Here is a 21,409-nt window from a genome sequence, read left to right on the forward strand (position 1 = left end):
TCAGGCCCAGTCACCGGTTATTGCGGCAACTTTATATTCAGGCTAGCCCAGATATCATCAACCCGCTGTTTGACCTCGTCGGTCATGGTGATAGGGCTACCCCACTCACGCTCGGTTTCGCCGGGCATCTTGTTGGTGGCATCGAAACCGACCTTGGAGCCCAGTCGAGGAACCGGGGAAGCAAAATCCAGATAATCGATCGGCGTGTTCTCGATCATCACGGTATCGCGGGCCGGATCCATCCGGGTTGTCATCGCCCAGATCACGTCTTTCCAATCACGGGCGTTCACATCATCGTCGGTAACGATCACGAACTTGGTGTACATAAACTGACGCAGGAACGACCAAACCCCCATCATCACCCGCTTGGCATGGCCGGGATACTGCTTCTTGATTGTCACCACCGCCATTCGATAGGAGCAGCCTTCCGGTGGCAGATAGAAATCCACAATCTCCGGGAACTGCTTCTGCAGGATCGGCACAAAGACTTCGTTCAGCGCCACCCCCAGTACCGCCGGCTCATCGGGTGGCCGCCCGGTATAGGTGCTGTGGTAGATCGGATCCTGGCGATGGGTCACGCACTCGACGGTAAAGACCGGGAAACGCTCGACCTCGTTGTAGTAACCGGTGTGATCGCCAAAGGGTCCTTCGTCGGCCAGCTCACCCGGCTCGATATAGCCTTCGAGGATGATCTCCGCCGTCGCCGGCACCTGCAGGTCATTGGTCAGACACTTGACCAGCTCGGTCTTTTGCCCCCGAAGCAGGCCGGCAAAGGCGTATTCGGACAGAGTATCGGGGACCGGCGTCACCGCCCCCAAAATGGTGGCCGGATCGGCACCCAGCGCCACCGAGATCGGGAAGCGCTCACCGGGATGGGCCTCACGCCACTCTTTGAAATCCAGCGCGCCGCCACGGTGTGACAGCCAGCGCATAATCAGTTTGTTCTTGCCCAGTAGCTGCTGTCGGTAGATCCCCAGGTTCTGACGCTCTTTATGGGGCCCCTTGGTGATCACCAGTGGCCAGGTCACCAGCGGCGCGGCATCGCCCGGCCAACAGGTCTGGATCGGCAACTTGGTCAGATCAACGTCAGTACCTTGAAAAACATGGGTCTGACAAGGAGCCTGCTTGACCACCTTGGGCCCCATATTCATCACCTGCTTGAATATCGGCAGCTTCTGCCAGGCATCCTTCATGCCCTTCGGCGGCTCAGGCTCCTTCAGAAACGCCAGCAGCTTGCCCACTTCACGCAGCTGATCGACATCATCCTCGCCCATTCCCAGCGCCACCCGCTTCGGCGTGCCGAACAGGTTGGCCAGCACCGGCATATCAAAGCCCTTCGGGTTTTCAAACAGCAGCGCCGGCCCACCGGCCCGCAAAGTGCGATCGCAGATCTCGGTCATCTCCAGCACCGGATCAACTTCGACACTGATCCGCTGCAGCTCTCCCTGGGCTTCCAGGGCTTCGATAAACTCGCGAAGGTCTTTGTATTTCATAGAAATACCGTAAATCTTACTAAAATGGTCGGCTATTTCATCATAATCACAGCCGAAAAAAAAAGGCAGGTCACTGACCTGCCCTACGGGTATGAAACGCGGACTTACTTGCGCTTCATCGACATAAAGAACTCATCGTTGGTCTTGAAGTCCTTCAGCTTGTCGATAACAAACTCGGTTGCGGCCGAATCTTCCATCGAATCCAGCAGCTTGCGCAGGATCCACATCCGCTGCAGTTCGTCCTCGGTGGTCAGCAGCTCTTCACGACGGGTGCCGGAGCGGCGGATATTGATTGCAGGGAAGACCCGCTTCTCAGCCACCTTACGGTCCAGATTCACTTCGGAGTTACCAGTACCCTTAAATTCTTCGAAGATAACTTCGTCCATCTTCGAGCCGGTATCGACCAGCGCGGTAGCGATGATCGTCAGGCTGCCGCCCTCTTCGATGTTACGGGCTGCACCGAAGAAACGCTTTGGACGCTCCAGCGCGTGGGCATCGACACCACCGGTCAGCACCTTGCCCGATGACGGGATTACGGTGTTGTAGGCCCGTGCCAGACGGGTGATGGAGTCGAGCAGAATCACCACATCCTTCTTGTGCTCGACCAGACGCTTGGCCTTCTCCAGCACCATCTCGGCAACCTGCACGTGACGGGCTGGCGGCTCGTCGAAGGTACTGGCAACCACTTCACCGCGCACGGTGCGCTGCATGTCGGTCACTTCCTCCGGGCGCTCATCGATCAGCAACACGATCAGATAGCACTCGGGGTTGTTACGGGTAATGGAGTTGGCGATGTTCTGCAACATCAAGGTCTTACCGGCCTTGGGCGGTGACACGATCAGGGCCCGCTGGCCTTTACCAATCGGGCAGATCAGGTCGATAACCCGGGCAGTCAGATCCTCGGTGGAACCATTACCCAGCTCCAGGCGCAGTCGCTTCTGGGCGAACAGCGGAGTCAGGTTTTCAAACAGAATCTTGTTCTTGGCGCGCTCGGGACGGTCGAAGTTGATCTCATCAACCTTGAGCATCGCAAAGTAGCGCTCGCCATCTTTGGGCGGGCGGATCTTACCGGAGATACTGTCGCCCTTGCGCAGGTTGAAGCGACGGATCTGGCTGGGTGATACATAGATATCATCCGGACCGGCCAGGTAAGAGCTGTCGGCCGAACGGAGGAAACCAAATCCATCCTGCAGGATCTCCAGTACACCGTCTCCGTAGATATCCTCACCGCTCTTGGCGTGTTTTTTGAGGATAGAGAAAATGACGTCCTGTTTACGGGAACGGGCCAGATTGTCCAAGCCCATTTCTTTGGCAATGTCGAGAAGTTCGGAAACGGGTTTTAGCTTGAGTTCACTAAGATTCATAATTTGATCGTAAGACTGCACACGAGAGGGTGCTTGCTGTTGGCAGGAAGGAGGGAGTTTGGAATTTGGTAATCAGTACAGCGTTAACGGTTTCCCCGCACTGGACGGTACCGGGTTGCTATTGTGGCCGCTAAACCTTTGGATTGCAACATAACCCATACGGAATTAAGTCTAATAAGGCGCGGCCATAAAAAAACGGGCCCTAAGGCCCGTTTTTCATATCAATCAGATATTGCTGTCGAGGAAAGCGGTCAGCTGTGACTTGGACAGCGCGCCCACTTTGGTCGCTTCGACATTGCCGCCCTTGAACAACATCAGGGTCGGAATTCCGCGGATACCAAACTTCGGCGGAGTTTCGCTGTTCTCGTCGATGTTCAGCTTGCAGATCTTCAGTCGGTCACCGTAATCGCTCGCCACTTCTTCCAGTACCGGTGCAATCATTTTGCAGGGTCCACACCACTCGGCCCAGTAATCGACCAGCACTGCACCTTCGGCCTTCAGTACCTCGTCTTCGAAGCTGGCATCGGTGACGTTGATGATATTGTCGCTCATAAATCCTCCAGATAACTGACCGTAGATAGTAGCCGCAAACAGCGGTTGAAGAAACTGCCATGGCTCGCCCGTCCCGGACGCGGTCAGAGATGACAGCTTGTTATTATGGGGATGACCGCCCCGCTTTCAAGGCCCGATTGGTAACCGAGTCAATGAACTTGATCTGACGCAGCGGTTGAGCCGCCCCGCCGCAGCTGTTCGAGCTCAACCGGATCAACCTCGTAACGGCTGTTACAGAACTGACAATCGATCGCGACCGAACCCTGCTGCTCTTGCTGCATCTGTTGCAGTTCTTCCTCACCCAGGCTCAACAGGGCCCGCATGCAACGCTCCTTGGAGCAATCGCACTTAAAGACCAAATCATTGGACTCGTACAAACGCACCTGCTCTTCATGAAATAGCCGGAACAGCAGGGTCTCGTTGTCCAACTCCTGAAGTTCTTTCAAGGTCAGGGTGCTACCCAGATGGTCGATCCGAGCCCAGTTTTCCTGATAACGCTCACCCTGATCGTTCGACGGCAGCGCTTGCAACAGCATACCGCTGGCCGTGCGCTCGTCAGCGGCCAGCATAATCCGGGTGGCCAGCTGTTCGGACTGGGCAAAATACTGTTCCAGACATTGCGCCAGCTGCGGATGTTCCAGCGGCACCAGGCCCTGGTAGCGCTGCCCTTTCTCCGGTTCGATAGTGATCGCCAGCTGTCCCTTTCCGAGCAGTTCCACCAGATCTTCACCGTCAATATCGGCATTAACCTGGGCAATCGCGCGCAGGTGGTTCTGCCGGGTGCACTCGGCCATCAACAGACTGACCGCCCCGTCACCCCGGGCCTGCAAACTCAGCCGGCCTTCAAACTTCAGGGTCGAGCTCAGCAGCGACACCGCCGCCAGCATCTGCCCCAACAGCTGTTTGACCGGTTGCGGATACTGATGGCGATCGAGGCAGTCGTGATAGCTCTGATCCAGCCCGACCAATACACCGCGAACATCGGCATCATCAAAGATAAAACGTTGGATCTGGTCCGCACTACTCATGGTCTCTCGGCTCTCTTGCTCAGCTCTAGAACCGTTTCGGGTCTAGAAGGTATTCAGGTCTGGGGCGCACCAGGCGCCGGCTTGCTTATATGGGGACGGAGCGCGGCGATACAACCCCGGTGTTCCCGGCGAGCGCTCAAGCTCTGGCGCCCGGTTTAATTCCCGTGGGCGTCCTTGAAATCGCGAATCCGCCGCCGATCCTTCTTGGTCGGACGACCACGCTCGGGAGCCACTGTGGCCCGCTGCGCCTTGCGCTGCTCGGCGGCCAGCTCACGCTGGGCCAAACTCTGTTCGGTCTCGTGGTACAGCAGCGCCGCCTCCGGCGCGCCGCGGCGCTGGTCTGACAGTTTCAGCACCTCGACGGTTTTCTCGTCAAACCCCTGCCGGATCTGCAGCATCGCACCGATCTCGACCGCCTTGCTGACTTTGGCACGGGTGCCGTTGTAGTGAACTTTGCCGCCCTCTATCGCTTGTTTCGCCAGGGCTCGGGTCTTAAAAAAGCGGGCCGCCCAGAGCCACTTATCCAGGCGCACTTTCGGTTGTGTGTCGGTCATACCGTCAAGTTTATTCCTTTTTATTCTTTTTTCTCGGGCTTGATCTCGTCGAAATGACGGATCGCCCGGAATTCATCGATCTGACGCTCGGCCTGCTGGCTGTCGGGCTGCACGATCGATAACAGCTCGGCAATCCCATAATCGCGAGCCGATTGCAGTACCGGCAGGCTGTCATCCACCAGTAAGGTTCGGCGGGGATCGAACGGCTCCACCTGTTGCAGCTGATGCCAGAACTGGACATCTTCCTTGGGCAGGCCGAAGTCGTGGGATACCAGAATCCGATCGACGTATTGATCCAGACCGGTCTTGGCCAGCTTCAAATCCAGGCTCTTACGGTGGGCATTGGTAACGATCACCGAACGGATCTGCTGCTCTTTCAGGGTCCTCAGAAAATCCTGCACATGGGGCCGGAAAGCGACCTTATGGCTGATCTCATGCTTGAGTGCCGCCACATCCACCCCCAGTTCCTCTGACCAGTAATCAACGCAATACCAGCTCAGGGTTCCCCGCTCGCGGCGGATCCGGTCGTGCAGCTGCTCCCGCGCCTGGGCCGGCTCCAGCGCATGGGTTTCGGCATAACGCGCCGGTAGATGCTCCAGCCAGAAGTAGGTGTCAAAGTGCAGATCCAACAGGGTTCCGTCCATATCCAACAGGACGGTATCGATGTTTCCCCAATCCAACATAGGTATAGGCTCAAGAAGGTGACGGGTTTAAGCTAAAGTATGACGCCCGGACACGCAGATTTGAACCGTTCCGGCCACAGCCATGTTCCAGGAGTTCCTATGGATCTTACCCCTTTGCTGCCACAGCTGACCCATATCGCCGTCGAAGCCGGCGAGGCAATTCTGTCTATTTATGACCGTAGCCACCCGGTTCAAGTACAGCACAAGGCCGATACCACCCCCCTGACCGAGGCCGATCTGGCAGCGCACCGGTTGATCTGCTCGAGCCTGGAACGGCTGTGCCCGGAGATTCCAATCCTGTCGGAAGAATCCTCGCCAGCCCAGATCGAGCAACGGGATCAGTGGTCGCGCTACTGGTTGGTCGATCCCCTGGATGGCACCAAGGAGTTCATCAAACGCAACGGCGAATTCACCGTCAATATCGCTCTGATCGACAAACACCAGCCTATGCTCGGCGTCGTTTATGCTCCGGCAATCGACACCCTGTATGCCGGTTGCGCCAAGATCGGTATCGCCTACAAATCCAACGGCAAAGGCCAGCGACAACTGCCCCTGAAGAGCCGTTCGCTGGCCCCGTTCCGACCGCTATCGCTGGTGGTCAGCCGCAGCCACCGTGACAGCACTCTCGATCCCTATATCGAACGACTACGGCAGCTGATGCCGGTGTCCGAGACCCCGATGGGCAGCTCCTTGAAGCTGTGCCTGATCGCAGAAGGCGCCGCCGATCTGCATCTGCGTACCGGCACCACCAGCGAATGGGATACCGCCGCCGCCCAAGCCGTACTCGAGGCCGCCGGCGGTCAGGTAATCGATTTTCATGGGAAAGCCTTAAGTTACAACGAACGCGAGGGGCTGATTAATCCAGACTTTATCGCCACCGGAGACAGAGTCTTCGACTGGGGCCAATGCCTGGGGCTGGAAACCTGAGCAACCAGCCTAGGGGGATTAATGGCAAGCCAGGCTGCCTTGTTGAACGATCTTTTCTACTCGATCCTGAAAGCTCGCTCCGGCGACTCGATTCTCCATCACCGCACTGATCTCATCGTCGTTAAGTCGGTCATGGACGTAGTCGGCAAAACAGCTGCAGCGCTGTTCGGTGGATCCCGTCCCGGCCATACAGGCCTGATAGAAGGGTTCCCAGCTGGGCGGCTGCTGGTTGAAGGTCCGGGTAATGAAGAAACCCAGCAGCGCGAAGGCCGCCAAATAGAGGAAAATTCTAGGCATCGGTGACGAACTTATTCTTATCGGGACCGTCATTTAAGTATGGAATTCATCGCTGTGGAACACAGCTTTAGTCGAGCTTGCTACAATCGGAAGTGTTGCTGGTCGATCCTACCTCCCAAGCCCATAGGTAAAACCGACCATTTTACTATGACATATGTCATTTTGGGTGCTATGATCGCGCCAGCAATAAATCCGGAGAGGTTTAGCTGTCTGACAACCTCCGTCGGACACCGAGTGTGTTAGCTATTCAAATAGGAACTGAACAATGAGCTTTGAACTACCCCCGCTGCCTTACGCCAAGGACGCCCTGGAGCCCCACATTTCTGCCGAGACTCTGGACTTCCACCACGGCAAGCACCATAACACCTATGTGGTTAAGCTGAACGGTCTGGTACCGGGTTCTGAATATGAAGGCAAGAGCCTGGAAGAGATCATCACTTCCGCGCCTGCCGGTGGTGTGTTCAACAACGCCGCCCAGATCTGGAACCACACCTTCTACTGGCACTGTCTGAGCCCCAACGGTGGTGGCGAGCCTACTGGTGCCGTAGCCGACGCGATCAACGCAGCTTTCGGCTCTTTCGAAGATTTTAAGGCCAAGTTCACCGACAGCGCCATCAACAACTTCGGCTCCAGCTGGACCTGGCTGGTTAAGAATGCCGATGGCAGCCTGGCTATCGTCAACACCAGCAACGCCGGTTGCCCGCTGACCGAAGGTCAGACTCCGCTGCTGACCGTCGACCTGTGGGAGCACGCCTACTACATCGACTACCGCAATGTCCGTCCTGACTACATGAACGCCTTCTGGGCGCTGGTCAACTGGGACTTCGTTGCCGAAAACCTGGGCTAATTAGCCGCCTGTTTTAAAGCCCGCCTGCTTCCCAGCCGGCGGGCTTTTTTGTGCGCTCCCACGATCAATCGCGGTCGATACCCTGACCTGCCCGGCGAATCTAATCCAAATCAAGGCGTAGCAACTAGCAGCTGCTATGCTGCGTACTCTGCGGAACTTATCCGCTGGTTGCTTGCACAACACGTGGTGCAAGCGCCACCAAAATACCTAAAGAAAGACCCGTCGCTGCATGTCATCCCTTCACGGCGACACCAAGCCATGAGCCTGTTTTAGCATGATCAATATCGAACGCCCCGAAGACCGGATTCCGCCGGATACGTTCTCCCTGTTTGCGCTGGGGTTCCGCCCCTTTTTCCTATTCTCCGCGATCGTCTCGGTAATTCTGATTCTCCTGTGGCTGCCCTATCTGTACGGCCACCTGTCGCTCGCCTCCCACTTCAATCCGCTGATGTGGCATGCCCATGAGATGGTATTCGGTTTTACCACCGGAGTGATCGCGGGCTTTCTGCTGACCGCTGCGCGCAACTGGACCTCGATGGAAACACCGTCGGGGACCCCGTTGATTCTGATCTTCTCGATCTGGACGCTGGGACGACTGGCCGTCACGGTGCCTCTGGGTCTGCCTGCCGGCCTTATCGCGGCTATCGACCTGCTGTTTATCCCCAGCGTCATCGCCGGCTTGGCCGGGCCACTGATCAAAGCCCGCAATATCCGTAATATCGCCTTTCTGTTCATTCTGGCGTTGCTGTGGTTTGCCAACCTGCTGATGCACCTGGAGCCTTTGGGGGTCAGCAACAGCGCCCGCGCCGGTACCGACCTGGGCCTGGGTGTGGTGATTCTGGTGATCGTGATCATGGGCGGCCGAGTCATTCCATTCTTTACCCGCAACCCGCTACCCGGCATGACGCCACGCAAGTGGGGATGGGTTGAGTTCTGCTCGGTCTTCGGCACCGTGGTGCTGCTGTTTCTTGAGCTGCTGGTGCCGCTGGCGATCATTCCGGCGATCTGGAGCCTGCTGCTGGGCCTGATCCTGCTGTTGCGGGTCTCCGGCTGGTACGACAAGCGGATCTGGCAGCACCCGATCATCTGGGTACTGCACGTCGCCTACGCCAGTATCGCGCTGGGCTTTGTGTTCAAGGGCCTTGCGCTGCTGGACTGGGTTCCGGCCAGCACCGCGATCCATATGCTGTCCTACGGCGGTATCGGCCTGATCACCCTGGGCATGATGGGACGGGTCTCGCTTGGCCATACCGGTCGGATGCTGCATTTGCCACCATTGACCGTCATGGGCATCAAAGTACTGACGGTAGGCATTCTGTTCCGACTTGGCGCCACCCTGTTCGGCGGCGCGCTGGGATCGGCGCTACTGGGAATCGCCGCGCTCTGCTGGATCCTGGCGTTTGGCGCTTTCGCCAAGGAATACCTGCCGTACCTGATTAAACCCCGGATCGACGGCCGACCGGGCTAACACCGGTTTTTACAGACTTGGCCGGACCGCTATAATAGCCCCTTTTTAATTCGGGCCAGCGGACCGGCTATCCGGTTCTGACAGGAACACATCGCATCGTTATGGGTCTACTTGCTGTTATCTGGGGGATGGGGGGCATCCTGACCCTGTTTGGATTCGCCATCGTTAGGCTGAGCCAGGTCGGCCTAGATGCCTGGTCGGTGCCGTTCGAGTGGCATCACTGGCTGATTACCGTCGTTTGGGTAATCTTTATGGCCTACAACGAGGGCTATAAAGGGTTTCAAAAAGGGTTTTCTCCCCGGGTGGCCGCCCGAATTGCCTATCTCTACCGCAATCCTGCTCCGCTGCATCTTCTGCTGGCGCCGGTATTCTGCATGGGCTATTTCCATATCAGCCGCAAGCGCCAGATCATCACCTTCGCCCTGACGCTGACGATCATCGGCCTGGTTCAAGCCGTCTCGCTGCTGGATCAACCCTGGCGAGGGATAGTCGATCTGGGTGTCGTTATCGGCCTGACCTGGGGCATCATCAGCCTGGCGCTGTTTACCTATCAGGCCTTTACCCAGGCCGATTACCCCCATTCTCCGGATATTCCCGCGGAACTGTCGGCCCGAGCTTAGGGCCGCCAACCGACCTCTTTTCTCTGCGGTTCAAAAGAACGGGCTCTATAACGGCAAGTGCTTTTTCAGACAGGTTGAGAAGGTCTAGGCTTTGGTTGAATCGCCTTGAGCACTATCGGCCGTCATAAAGCCCGTTGTAAACCGTACTGATTAATCGACCGCCGACTCAGTAGCGACCGCCGCGCTTGCCGAAACGCTGCTCCAGCTCGGCAAACTCCTGCTGCTGCTCCGGAGTCAGGATCGAATACAGATCGGCCTTGTACTGGGCTCGCTCCATTATCCGATCGGCCATCACCTGGGCACGCTCTTTGGCCAGTTTCTCTACCTGTTCGGTATAGTCGGCGGCATTGGGATCGAGCGCCCGCCACTGATCGCGCATCGGCTCACGATTCTCGTAAGCATCACGCATGCCGTCATATTTCTTCGCCATCAATACGGAGATCTGCTCGCGCTGCTCAGTGGTCAGTTCCAGCTTGCGGTCTAGCTTATCCAGCATCCGTTCCTGCATGCGCTCCGGGTCACCTTTACCCCAACGCTTGCCATCATGATCGCCAAAACCCCACTTACCGCCTTTACCGCCGCAATCTTTGCCGTAACCGTCGCCATAACCATCGGCCAAGGTCAGGGCCGCGCCGCCACTCAGAGCAACTACCGCTGCCACCATTGCAATCTGCTTTTTCATTGTTCGTTCCTCGTTGGGATCACTATTAAGTACGGTTTCCAGTCTATCGAGCCGAATGCAAAGCAGAGTCAGGACGGTGTAAAGTTTGCGTAAAGAGCCCTAAGGCGCTGTAAAGCTGTGTCAGAATACAACCTGTGCCATTGGGCCCTGATCTGGCCCTGTTAGATGGGTAGTAGGAAGTCATAATGGAAAAGATTCTGCTGGTTGATGATGATCTAGAGCTGTGCCAGATGTTGGCGGAGTTTATGGAGCTCGAAGGCTTCAGCGTCGACCAGGTCCACGACGGCGAACAGGCACTACAGCAAGCAGCCCGACAACAGTATGCGGTAATCATTCTTGATGTGATGATGCCGACCCTCAATGGCTTCGACACCCTCAAACAGCTGCGCGGCGGCTCCGGCGACGAAGCCCGCACCCCGGTGCTGATGATGTCGGCCCGTGGTGAAGAGGTGGACCGGATCGTCGGCCTCGAGATCGGCGCCGACGACTACCTGCCCAAACCCTGTAGCCCACGCGAACTGGTGGCCCGAATTCGCGCGATTATTCGCCGGGTCGCGCTGGAGAACGGCGGCAGCAGCAACAACGATGACAACCTGTTGAGCTACGCCGGCTTGAAGCTGAATCGACAGGATTTCAGCGCCAGCGCCAACGACCACCCGCTGGCACTGACCCAGACCGAATTCCGTATCCTCGAGTGCCTGCTCGACCATGCCGACCGGCTGGTCACCAAGCAGAACCTGACCCGTTATGCCCTGAACCGCAATCTAGGGCCCTACGATCGCAGCATCGATATGCACCTGAGTAACTTGCGCAAGAAGCTCAGCCAGACCGAGGGCTGCCATATCCAGATCCAAACCGTACGTGGCTCCGGCTACCGCCTGTTCGATCGGCCCCGCGATGCGTAGTCTGTACCTCAAGATATTCCTCGCCTCCTGGCTGATGATGCTGCTGGTGGTCGGCTGCAATATGCTGGTGACCTGGACCCTGGCACGCCAGTTTGAAGATTCCGAGGGTCGGACTCAGACCCTGAGCAGCTATGCCAGCCAGGCAATGGAGCAGTTCGCCACTGGCGGCCCTATGGGCCTACAGCGTTGGCGCGAACAACTCAAACTCAAAACAGGGCTGAAAGTCGTTCTGCTCGACGATCGCGGACTAAGCCTGACCGGTGAACCCCTTCCTCCCTGGCTGCTGGATAAGTTATTCCGTTTCGGTCGCCAGCCGATGCAAAGCGAGGATGCCGAGTCCTGTACCGATGACGATGACCACGACCATGACCGTCATTCCAACGAATACCGGCGCGGTGACGATGACCATAAATACCGCAAGGATAAGCGCGACTGGATAGGTAGAGACGACTGGAAAGACAAGCGTTTTCCTCGATTTCGTCCAGCCGTGCTGCCAATGCAATACAACGGCCAGCGCTACCTGTTTGTGGTCATGAATCCAAGAGAGCTGTTGGAGCACCTCTACTCCGGCCCTCAACTGGCCTGGCGGATCGGTCTGACCCTGCTGCTGGTCGGCTTGTTGTCATTCCTGATGGCCCGCTACCTGATCAGCCCGATTCGACAACTGCAGCGAACCAGCCAGAAGCTGGCCGAGGGCCAACTCGATAGCCGGGTCGGCGACACGGTCAGCGGCCGCAAGGACGAGCTGGGGCAGCTGGGTCAGGACTTCGATCGCATGGCCGAACGGATCCAATCCCTGGTGCAGGGCCAGCAGCAACTGCTGCGCGATGTTTCCCACGAGCTGCGCACCCCACTGGCCAGACAGCGGGTAGCACTGGAGCTGGCCCGCAAACAGCTCGGTGAAGATGCCAGCCTGGACCGAATCGAGAAGCAGGCCGAACAACTTGACCAGTTGATCGACGAGATCCTGATGCTGGCGCGCCTCGACGCCCGGGCCGAAACCGAGCCCAAGACACCGATCGACCTGGACCAGCTGCTGCAAGAGCTGACCGAAGAGTTCAATCTGGATCAGGCCCGGGTCGACTATCGCAGTGATGGCGCCGTCAGCCTGGCGATCGAGCCCCGACTGATCCGTCGCGCGGTCGCCAACGGGCTCAGCAATGCGCTGAAGTACTCCCAGGATCAGGTCGAATTGAGTCTAAGCATCGGTGACAACGACATCCTGATTCAGATAGCCGACCGGGGGCCTGGTATCGAACCGGAGATGTTGGAGAAGATCTTCGAGCCGTTCGTGCGCACCGACAAGGCCCGTAGTCGCCAACAAGGCGGCTGGGGACTGGGGCTGGCGATTGCCGCTCGGGCCGTGGCCCAACATCAGGGCCGCATCAGCGCCCGCAATCGTGACGATGGAGGCTTGATCCTAGCGATCCAGCTGCCACGCCAATCAAGCTGAAACTGAAACAGTCGGTATCAAGGTTGAGATTGGCGGTAGCGGCCTTGGCCGCCACCGTGATGGTGCGATATTGACGCAATCCGTCGCTGATTAGTTCAGGAACAGCTGATAGGCCGGGTTATCGGTCTCTTCCCAGAAGTGGTAACCGATCTCGGCCAGGAAGTCCTGAACCTTACCGCGATCCTCCTCAGGCACCTGCAGACCCACCAGCACCCGGCCATAGGCTGCACCGTGATTGCGGTAATGGAACAGTGAGATGTTCCAGCGACCACCGATCTTGTTCAGGAACCGCATCAGCGCTCCGGGACGCTCCGGGAATTCGAACCGGTAGATCACCTCATCCTGCATCCCAACAGGCGCATGTCCGCCAACCATATAGCGCACATGCAGCTTGGCGGTTTCGTTATCGGACAGATCCGCCACTTCGTCCAGATGCTCGCCCAATGCCGACAGCAGCTCATCACGCTCTCCCGGCTTGATCTGAACACCGGCGAAGACCACCGCTTCGCTGTTGTCGCTGTAGCGGTAGTTGAACTCGGTGATATTGCGCTGCCCCAGGGTCTGGCAGAACTGCTTGAAGCTGCCGGGACGCTCCGGAATCTTGGCGGCGATGATCGCCTCGCGCTGCTCACCCAGCTCGGCCCGCTCCGATACATGGCGCAGGCGGTCAAAATTCACGTTGGCACCGGAATCGATCGCGATCAGCGTCTTGCCCTCGATCCCTTCGCGAGCCACGTATTTCTTCAGGCCGGCCAGTCCCAACGCCCCGGAAGGCTCGGTGACGGAACGGGTATCGTCGAAGATATCTTTGATCGAGGCACAGATCTCATCGGTGGTGACGGTGATCACCTCGTCCACGTAGTTGCGGCAGATATCGAAGGTGGTCTCGCCGATCTGCGCCACCGCGGTACCGTCGGCAAAGATACCGACCTGGTCCAGCTTGACCCGCTCGTTGGCATCCATCGCCGCCTTCAGGCAGGCCGACTCTTCCGATTCGACCCCGATCACCTTGATCTCGGGCCGCAGGTATTTGATATAGACGGCAATACCGGCGATCAGGCCACCGCCGCCGACGGGCACAAAGATCGCATGGATCGGACCGCTGCGCTGACGCAGCAGCTCCATGCCGATGGTGCCCTGACCGGCGATCACATCGGGGTCGTCGTAGGGATGGACATATACCAGTCCCTGCTCGTCGACCAGCTTCTGGGAATGGGCAAAGGCCTCGTCGAAGGTATCACCGTGCAGCACCACCTTGGCGCCCCGGGCGCGGACCGAGTTGACCTTGATGTCCGGGGTGGTCTTCGGCATCACGATGGTGGCCTTAACCCCCATCACCTTGGCCGACAGCGCCAAGCCCTGGGCGTGGTTTCCGGCGGAGGCGGCGACCACCCCGCAGGCACGCTGCTCATCACTCAACTGCGCCATCTTGTTGTAGGCGCCGCGAAGCTTGAAGGAGAATACCGGCTGCAGATCTTCGCGCTTGAGCAACACCTGATTGTTCAAGCGCGACGAAATCGACGCCGCTTCATCCAGTGGCGTTTCCTTGGCGATCTCGTAGACCCGGGCTTGAAGAATCTTCTTGATATATTGGTGCGGCATAATCGGTTTGGCGTCGTCCTGCGCGGTTTAGGTTATTGATCAAGTAACTGAATAAAAACAAAGCCCTGTAAAAAGCTCTTAAGAGAGCCACAGGGCGGCCTTCCATAGTAATCACTCACCCCGGCGGCGTCCACCGTCCAATCGTTGATCGACATGCTACAACCGACGCCCGAGGCCACGTATAATGCGGCTCTTCAACCCAGCCCGATAGAGACTCAGACTCCATGACCCAGGACGAAATGAAACAGGCCGTGGCCATCGCCGCTGTCGAGATGATCCAGCCCAGCCTCGAAAGCTCCAGCATCGTTGGTGTCGGCACCGGCTCGACCGCCAACTTCTTCATCGACGAACTGGCCAAGGTGAAGCATCTGTTCGACGGCGCGGTTGCCAGCTCCGAAGCCACCGCCGAGCGGCTGAAAAGTCACGGTATTCCGGTCTACGACCTGAACGGTGTCAATCAACTCGATTTCTATATCGACGGTGCCGATGAGTTCAATGACAAGCTGCAGCTGATCAAAGGCGGCGGCGGCGCACTGACCCGCGAGAAGATTGTCGCCGCGGTGGCGAAAACCTTTATCTGTATCGCCGACGAGACCAAGCAGGTGGAGCTGCTGGGCGAGTTCCCGCTACCGGTAGAGGTAATCCCGATGGCTCGCAGCCACGTGGCCCGCCAGCTGTTCAAGCTCGACGCCCAACCGGTTTACCGCGAAGGGGTGGTCACCGACAACGGCAACCAGGTTCTGGATGTGCATAATCTGAGTATCGATGCAGCCGTAGCCCTGGAGCAAAAGATCAACAACATCGTCGGCGTCGTCACCAACGGTCTGTTTGCCGAGCGTTCAGCCGACGTGGTGTTGATGGGAACACCAAACGGCGTCGAAACGCTGCGCCTGGGCTAAGCCGATCGAAACGACCGATGCGTCAGTCAGCCTCGGTGCGAACCTGCTGTTCGCTCCCTGGCTGACAAGCGTCGACATCCCCCTGCTTTAAAAAGGTCATGATCGGACAATCATCGACCCCACCCTGGCCGTCACAACTGGCCGACAAGCCCTGCAAGGCACTGCGAAGCCGCTGCAACTCATGGATTCGCTCCTCAATCAGCTGCAACTTCTCCAGCACCACCCGCTTGACCTGGCTGCGGTCAGCCTCCGGACTCAGTTGCAGCTGCAACAGCTCACCGATCTGCTCCAGCGAGAAACCCAGTGCCTTGGCCCGGCTGATAAAAGCCAGCTGCTGCAGTACCGCCACATCGTACTCCCGATAGCCGCTGGGCGAACGCCGTGGCTGTTGCAGCAAGCCTCGCTGTTCATAGTACCGAACCGTTTCTACACTGACGCCCGAGTGTTGCGCCACCTGACCGATTCGCAAGGTTTTTTTCTGTTCAACCAAACTGAAAGTTCTCCTTCAATGTCTTATGCTTAGACTTTTCATACGATCCAATATCGCAGGCCGTTTTGGCAACGCGGAGGCCCTTGTCACAGCATGAAAAATCGTAAACCCCTGTGGATTGGCAGCATTATGGTCGCCCTGCTGCTATGCATCAGTTTCGTTCCTGCCCTGGTATTGAAGTTACAACTCAAGCAGCAACTCAAGCAACTGGGAGCCGAGCAGGTCGGTCTTGCCTCGGCCTACCTGAATCCGTGGACGGGCTATCTGGAGATTATGGGGCTGAGCGCCAAGTCCGCGGGCCAGCCGGAACTCAAGGTTGGCCGCTTCGAGGCTCAGATCAGTTATGCCGCGTTATGGGAGCAACGGCTGCAGCTGACCCGTCTCAGCCTCGCCGATGCCGCTTTTCACCTGCGCCAACAGGGTAGCGAAACACGCCTAGGCCCCTTAACCCTCCCCAAAGCCGCTGAAGAGGAATCGGACAGCTCTGAAAGTACCGACTGGCGTTGGGGACTCAACGGTTTCCAGTTCGACCGACTGCAGGCTTCCTACCAAAACCCCCAATTTTCACAACGGCTGCAGATCGACCAAGCCATTCTGAAGCTGCTGTATCAGTGGACCCCGGACAAGCGTACCGAATTAACCGTTAAGGGTAAGCTCAACGGTAGTCCGATCAGCATCGACACCCGAGGCACACCGCTGGCGCAACGCCCGCAATTGGAGTTTGACGTGCGGCTCAACCGGCTGGACCTAGCCCCACTGAGCGCCCCTTGGGTACCGGGACTTGAAGGACTGGTCAGCACCGACCTGAGCATCACAGTCGAACAGCTCCAGGACGGCTTTAAGCTACAGCAAAAGGGCAGCCTGCAACTGGATAGTTTTGCCTACCAGGCGGAAGGGCTGAAAACCCGATCCCCGCAGATCAGCTGGAAAGGCAGTGCCGCCCAACAGCTCGAGAAAGGCAATCTCCGCGGGGTCCAAAGCGACAACGAACTTCAGCTCCAGCAGCTTGATCTGGAGTTAGCCGATGCGGGTCTGACCCTTAAAGAGCAGGCGATTTCGATGAACGCCAAGATCGATCTCGACGGTACTCAGAAGCTCCTCTTCGACGGTAGCCTCAATACCGAAGCCGCCGAGATCAACCTACCCGACCTTCAGCTGCAAAACCAATCCCGCGGCTGGCGTGGCCAGGTGGATGTCGCATTGAATGACCAAGGATTGCAACAGCTGACAACCGACGGATCGCTGGAACTACAACAGCTGCAATTGACTCAACCCCAGTTGCAGGTCCATGAACAGCAAATCACCCTGACGGGCAAACTGGAGACGGATCTGAAACAGCTGCTGTTTAACGGCCTGCTCGAAACGGCGCCGGCACAGATCAATCATCAGCAACTGCAGATCAGTAACCAGTCAAGGCGCTGGCAGGGCGACCTGGCCCTTGATCTGGACAATCAACAATTAAGCAAACTTAGTGGCGACCTGGCTCTCGGGCCGATAGCTCTGCAACACCAGGACGGCAGCAAACTGGTACGACTCGAACAGTTCAGTTTGCAGGGGCTCAAGACCCCAGCGCCGAACGCCCTGGCCAGCGACAGGTTGCAACTCAAGCAACTCCAGCTTGGCGATAATCAGCCGCTGCTGACCCTTGACCAGCTGACCATCACCGAGCTGGCGGGATCTGAACAGAGCGCTAAGCTCGGCCAGATAGAACCCGGTGCGCTGGTCACGAGGGTTGACCTGAATGCAGAGCGGCAGCCCTACCGTTGGCTGGAGTGGATGGCCAAGCTTCAACCCGAAGCCGATACGAAAGCGGCTCCCGCCAAGGATGAGAAAGCCCCTGCTCAGCAGCAGCCCCCGTTCCCCTTTGAGCTGGCCCAGCTGACGCTGCAGCATCCGGCCACCATTCTGGTTTCCGAGTACTCTCCCAGGCTCAAAGCCCAGAGCAAGCCGGTGCAGCTGACCGTTAGCGAACTATCGTTGGCCAAGCTCAATACGCGCTCGGACCAAAGCTCGCCATTCCGGCTTAAAGCCAAGGCTAACCGTTTCGGCGAGATTGAGTTGGACGGTAACTACAGCCTCTTCGCCGAAAAGCCTAACGCCCAATGGCAGAGCAATATCAAAGGCATGTCGCTGCCACCCTTCAGCCGCTTTATGAACCAAGCCACCGGCTATGAGTTTGAGAGCGGCAAGCTTGGCTTGACCAGCCAAGGCAAGATCAATCAGGGCTTATTGGACAGTACGACCCATCTGAGCATCAACAACCTGTCGGTGGAGCCGGCCAGCCAGAACGCGACCCAAGAGTTTGATGGCCAGCTGGGTATGCCGCTGGGTGTCGCTGTAGCCCTGCTGACCGATGACGAAGATAACGTCGAGCTGGACCTGCCGGTCAAGGGCTCCCTGGACGATCCACAGTTCGGCATTCAAAGCGTCATTAATATTGTCATGGCCAAGGTCGCTAAGGAGGCCGCGATGGGCTATCTAAGCGCGTCGCTGCAACCTTACGGAGCCTTGCTGAGCCTTGGACGCATGGCCCTGGATGCCGTTGAAGGCAGCGCCATCAACCTCGATCCTGTCTACTTTGAGCCCGGCTCCAACCAGTTGACGGCAGTAGGCGAAGATTACCTGACCAAGATCGGAGGCATGCTTAAGGAACGTAAAGGCTTGCGACTGAAACTCTGCGGGCTCAGTGTTGCCGCGGATCTGGACTGGCTTATGCAACAACGCCCTAAAGCCACGACAACGTTAACGGCAAGTGCATCGGCAGCGTCTACCTCGGCTCCGCTGACACCGACGCCTGAGGAGCTTGCCCAGCTACAGGACCTGGCCGAAGAGCGCGGCGTGACGGTCAAGTCGTACCTGATCGAAGATCTTCAGGCCAACGACGAGCAACTGTTCAGCTGTCTGGCTAAAGTCGATCCGAGCCTGCAGCTCAAGCCTCAGGTACGAATGGGTCTCTAGGGTATTACAGACATATCGATAGAAGTGAGCGCGGCCTACCGATCTCGGTAGGCCGCGTCAGAACTCAAGATCGCTCTCAGGGATCGGTAGTTCAATTCGGATCTGGGTCCCGAGCCCCGGTGCAGAGTTGATATTGAACTTGCCGTCATTGGCCAATGCCCGCTCGCGCATCCCGATCAAGCCGAAACCTTCCTGATCATCCTTGAGCTCAAAACCCAATCCATCATCCTCGATCTGGATCACCAGCTTGCCGGGACGACCAAACTTACCCGTCGTCAGCGATAGAGACAGCCACAGGTTCTGCGCCTCGGCATACTTGACGCAGTTGGTCAGCCCCTCTTGCACCAAGCGGTAACAATGAATCGCCAAGCTATCCGGGAGATCGTTCAGCGGCCCTCGAAGGTCGAGATGAAGCTGCGTGCCTAGGCCGTCGAAGTTGAAGGTCGAGATGCACTGCTTGAGTCCATCAACCAATCCCAGATCATCAAGTGCCGCCGGTCGTAATGCTCGCATCAGGCCGTAGGTGACACCGTAAATACGCTGTGCCGTGGTATCGATCGCCTCCGCCGAAGCGCGAATCATCGAATCCTGATCCTCCTCGGTCAGCTTCTGCAACAGACGGGCATCGGTACGGATCGCCGTCAGGGCCTGGCCCATCTCATCATGTAGCTCCCGCGACAGATTGCGGCGCTCGATCTCCTGAATATCCAACACCCGCTGGGTTAAGCGGCGGTTTTCCTGCATCTGGTTGCCCAGTTCAGAGTTACGGCTGACCAGTTCTTGAGTTCGCTCTAGCACCCGTTGCTCCAACAGATCGCGCTCTTGGCGCAGCTGGATATTTAACTGCCGCATCTGCGCCTCGGCTTCAAGCCGACGACGGTAGCCCTGCACGGTAAATTGGTAGGTGACAATGGAGAACAGCAATACGATCAGCTCAACCGGCCAGTTCATACCGCGCCAGACCAGCTGCTTTTCCACTAACAGCTGCAGTGATTGGCCAAAACGAGTAATGGGACGGCGCTCCTCAATTCTAGGCAGCAGCCAACTACCAAACGCTTCACTGTTATCGCGATGGAGCAACTGCTGCCCCTGATCGTCAAACAGACGCACCGAAACGCCTCGTTGTATATGGGGTAGCGGTGGCAACAGTTCGTTAACACTCAACACCAGCTCAACAATCAGCTCAGACTCATTGCTGTTGGTATACAACGGGTCGACGGCATGCATCAGCCGATAACCAATTTCACCATCCTCCAGCGGATAGGGAGCGGCGGCAAAGACACTGAGATAATAACTGGCCTGGATCAGCGCCTGACGGTTCTGGCTGACCGAGTAGGCGTCGCGCCCCAGCAAACGCAGCCCCTCGACATCAAGTGGCTCGGCGAATACAACCGGGTAGAACAGCGAGGGCCGACCGCCTTCCAGTAACGATCCCTCCTCGCTGTTTCGCACCCATACTCCGCAAAACCCTTTAACCGCATCGCCTGCTCATGGTCCGCAAGCTCATCGGCTTCTACCCGTTGGAGTAACAACAGTCGACGGATATGGGGATAGAGCTCACGCAACTCATGAGCATAGCGCTTGATCGCAACGATATTGTTCGGATCGCTCTCAACCAGCTCGACCAGGTTCTGGAGAAGTACCTCGTTAACCAACGTACGCTCATGGGCAAATTCATAGATAACCCGGCTTTCCAGCTGCAATGCTTCGCGCTGACGACTGATGTCGAGCATCAATAGCAGAGCCAGCACCAACAGCGTGATGGCGGCCCAGGCCAGACGGAGTAACTTGACCTTATTTGAATCCATGGCCTGATTATGACCCAAAAAAGCGGTGGTTTAACAACAACAAACCGATATCGACAAAAATACTCCGTCGACTCGTCCTATGACGGCGTCAACTAGGTGTTAAGGAGGCAAACCAGGGGGGATAGCCCACGGTATAGAGATTTCACGAGCAGGGTCTCTGTGATGTAGAGGATTCAGGGATATGCGGGTGCAGATCACTAAACGGCAGGCATAAAGAAACCCGGTTCGCAGGAACCGGGTTTCTTTATATTAGGCGCTTGGCGATGGAAGTCCTGCGGCGGGGACGCCACAGTCGCCTCTACGGGCCAAAGCTTTGCTTTGTCTTTATCCGCAGAGGCCCTACTCCACATAGGTTGTGAGGCCGCAAGCGGCATTTATTTACCTTTCCCCATGCGAGTGCAGATTACTAAACAGCAGATATAAAAAAACCCGGTTCGCAGGAACCGGGTTTCTTTATATTAGGCGCTTGGCGATGACCTACTCTCACATGGGGAAGCCCCACACTACCATCGGCGCTGATTCGTTTCACTGCTGAGTTCGGGATGGGGTCAGGTGGTTCCAAATCGCTATGGTCGCCAAGCAAAAAAGGTAAGTGAATCTGCAATTGGTAATCTTGAATCAGTTCAATGTGTCGATCGTTTATATCTAGCTTGTTTCGTATCAGTGCCAACATAACACCGCTTTGGCGTTATATGGTCAAGCCGCACGAGCAATTAGTACTGGTTAGCTCAACGCCTCACAACGCTTACACACCCAGCCTATCAACGTCCTGGTCTTGA

General features: G+C 57.3%; 20 protein-coding genes and 2 rRNA genes. 8 read left to right on the forward strand and 14 right to left on the reverse strand.

Going from position 1 to position 21,409, the window contains the following annotated elements; genetic code table 11:
* Positions 1-17: 17 nt before the first annotated feature.
* From ubiD to yrfG, 6 genes are all read right to left on the reverse strand, one after another.
* On the reverse strand, positions 18-1,493 hold the full coding sequence (gene ubiD, locus DV711_RS19045) for a 4-hydroxy-3-polyprenylbenzoate decarboxylase (protein WP_114697315.1): 1,476 nt from the start codon (positions 1,491-1,493) through the stop codon (positions 18-20).
* A gap of 104 nt (positions 1,494-1,597) precedes the next feature.
* On the reverse strand, positions 1,598-2,857 hold the full coding sequence (gene rho, locus DV711_RS19050; protein WP_114697316.1) for a transcription termination factor Rho: 1,260 nt from the start codon (positions 2,855-2,857) through the stop codon (positions 1,598-1,600).
* 225 nt (positions 2,858-3,082) lie between these two features.
* Positions 3,083-3,409, reverse strand: coding sequence for a thioredoxin TrxA (gene trxA / locus DV711_RS19055; RefSeq protein ID WP_114697317.1), 327 nt, complete (start codon positions 3,407-3,409; stop codon positions 3,083-3,085).
* A 149-nt stretch (positions 3,410-3,558) separates the two neighbouring features.
* Positions 3,559-4,437, reverse strand: coding sequence for an Hsp33 family molecular chaperone HslO (hslO, locus tag DV711_RS19060; RefSeq protein WP_114697318.1), 879 nt, complete (start codon positions 4,435-4,437; stop codon positions 3,559-3,561).
* 155 nt (positions 4,438-4,592) lie between these two features.
* Complete coding sequence (locus DV711_RS19065) at positions 4,593-4,991, reverse strand: RNA-binding S4 domain-containing protein (RefSeq protein ID WP_114697319.1); 399 nt, start codon at positions 4,989-4,991, stop codon at positions 4,593-4,595.
* Positions 4,992-5,011: 20 nt separating this feature from the next.
* The gene (gene yrfG, locus DV711_RS19070) at positions 5,012-5,674 is read right to left on the reverse strand and encodes a GMP/IMP nucleotidase (protein WP_114697320.1); all 663 of its coding nucleotides are present in this window, start codon (positions 5,672-5,674) and stop codon (positions 5,012-5,014) included.
* Positions 5,675-5,773: 99 nt separating this feature from the next.
* Here yrfG and cysQ point away from each other — a divergent pair, with 99 nt between their 5' ends.
* Positions 5,774-6,601, forward strand: coding sequence for a 3'(2'),5'-bisphosphate nucleotidase CysQ (cysQ, locus tag DV711_RS19075; protein ID WP_424398998.1), 828 nt, complete (start codon positions 5,774-5,776; stop codon positions 6,599-6,601).
* Between the two features lie 18 nt (positions 6,602-6,619).
* Here cysQ and DV711_RS19080 read toward each other — a convergent pair whose 3' ends face one another.
* Entirely contained in the window at positions 6,620-6,898 is a 279-nt protein-coding gene (locus tag DV711_RS19080; protein ID WP_133297493.1) for a hypothetical protein, read from the reverse strand.
* A gap of 265 nt (positions 6,899-7,163) precedes the next feature.
* On the opposite strand from DV711_RS19080, the gene sodB reads away from it, so the two are divergent.
* The 3 genes from sodB (at position 7,164) to DV711_RS19095 (ending at position 9,833) form a co-directional block, all read left to right on the forward strand.
* Positions 7,164-7,745 carry a superoxide dismutase [Fe] gene (gene sodB, locus DV711_RS19085; RefSeq protein ID WP_114697322.1) on the forward strand — a complete coding sequence of 194 codons (582 nt, stop codon included), beginning with the start codon at positions 7,164-7,166 and terminating at the stop codon, positions 7,743-7,745.
* Positions 7,746-8,019: 274 nt separating this feature from the next.
* A complete protein-coding gene (locus DV711_RS19090; protein ID WP_114697323.1) occupies positions 8,020-9,213 on the forward strand; it encodes an NnrS family protein in 1,194 nt (397 codons plus the stop codon).
* Positions 9,214-9,314: 101 nt separating this feature from the next.
* On the forward strand, positions 9,315-9,833 hold the full coding sequence (locus DV711_RS19095) for a hypothetical protein (protein WP_114697324.1): 519 nt from the start codon (positions 9,315-9,317) through the stop codon (positions 9,831-9,833).
* Between the two features lie 166 nt (positions 9,834-9,999).
* Here DV711_RS19095 and DV711_RS19100 read toward each other — a convergent pair whose 3' ends face one another.
* A complete protein-coding gene (locus DV711_RS19100) occupies positions 10,000-10,515 on the reverse strand; it encodes a Spy/CpxP family protein refolding chaperone (protein WP_114697325.1) in 516 nt (171 codons plus the stop codon).
* Positions 10,516-10,700: 185 nt separating this feature from the next.
* Between DV711_RS19100 and DV711_RS19105 the strand changes: the two genes are divergently transcribed.
* Together DV711_RS19105 and DV711_RS19110 are read left to right on the forward strand one after the other, a co-directional pair.
* Complete coding sequence (locus DV711_RS19105) at positions 10,701-11,420, forward strand: response regulator transcription factor (RefSeq protein ID WP_114697326.1); 720 nt, start codon at positions 10,701-10,703, stop codon at positions 11,418-11,420.
* Positions 11,413-12,873 carry an ATP-binding protein gene (locus tag DV711_RS19110; protein ID WP_114697327.1) on the forward strand — a complete coding sequence of 487 codons (1,461 nt, stop codon included), beginning with the start codon at positions 11,413-11,415 and terminating at the stop codon, positions 12,871-12,873. Before DV711_RS19105 ends, DV711_RS19110 begins: the two co-directional genes overlap by 8 nt.
* Before the next feature lie 90 nt (positions 12,874-12,963).
* On the opposite strand, the gene ilvA is transcribed toward DV711_RS19110, so the two are convergent.
* Positions 12,964-14,475: a threonine ammonia-lyase, biosynthetic gene (gene ilvA / locus DV711_RS19115; protein WP_114697328.1), complete on the reverse strand. Its 1,512-nt coding sequence runs from the start codon at positions 14,473-14,475 to the stop codon at positions 12,964-12,966.
* Between the two features lie 224 nt (positions 14,476-14,699).
* On the opposite strand from ilvA, the gene rpiA reads away from it, so the two are divergent.
* The gene (rpiA, locus tag DV711_RS19120; protein WP_114697329.1) at positions 14,700-15,374 is read left to right on the forward strand and encodes a ribose-5-phosphate isomerase RpiA; all 675 of its coding nucleotides are present in this window, start codon (positions 14,700-14,702) and stop codon (positions 15,372-15,374) included.
* 22 nt (positions 15,375-15,396) lie between these two features.
* On the opposite strand, the gene DV711_RS19125 is transcribed toward rpiA, so the two are convergent.
* Positions 15,397-15,864, reverse strand: a complete 468-nt coding sequence (locus tag DV711_RS19125; protein ID WP_114697330.1) for a heavy metal-responsive transcriptional regulator — start codon at positions 15,862-15,864, stop codon at positions 15,397-15,399.
* Positions 15,865-15,957: 93 nt separating this feature from the next.
* Between DV711_RS19125 and DV711_RS19130 the strand changes: the two genes are divergently transcribed.
* Positions 15,958-18,822, forward strand: a complete 2,865-nt coding sequence (locus DV711_RS19130; protein ID WP_114697331.1) for a DUF748 domain-containing protein — start codon at positions 15,958-15,960, stop codon at positions 18,820-18,822.
* A 57-nt stretch (positions 18,823-18,879) separates the two neighbouring features.
* On the opposite strand, the gene DV711_RS19745 is transcribed toward DV711_RS19130, so the two are convergent.
* The 4 genes from DV711_RS19745 to DV711_RS19150 form a co-directional block, all read right to left on the reverse strand.
* On the reverse strand, positions 18,880-20,049 hold the full coding sequence (locus tag DV711_RS19745) for a histidine kinase (protein ID WP_341537601.1): 1,170 nt from the start codon (positions 20,047-20,049) through the stop codon (positions 18,880-18,882).
* A 77-nt stretch (positions 20,050-20,126) separates the two neighbouring features.
* Positions 20,127-20,630 (reverse strand): hypothetical protein, encoded by a 504-nt coding sequence (locus DV711_RS19645; protein WP_243633890.1) that lies wholly within the window; start codon positions 20,628-20,630, stop codon positions 20,127-20,129.
* Between the two features lie 464 nt (positions 20,631-21,094).
* Positions 21,095-21,210 (reverse strand): 5S ribosomal RNA (rrf, locus tag DV711_RS19145).
* Between the two features lie 112 nt (positions 21,211-21,322).
* Positions 21,323-21,409, reverse strand: a 23S ribosomal RNA gene (locus tag DV711_RS19150); the annotation flags it as partial.

Origin of the sequence: Motiliproteus coralliicola, assembly GCF_003345655.1 — a bacterium.
Taxonomy (GTDB): domain Bacteria; phylum Pseudomonadota; class Gammaproteobacteria; order Pseudomonadales; family Balneatricaceae; genus Motiliproteus; species Motiliproteus coralliicola.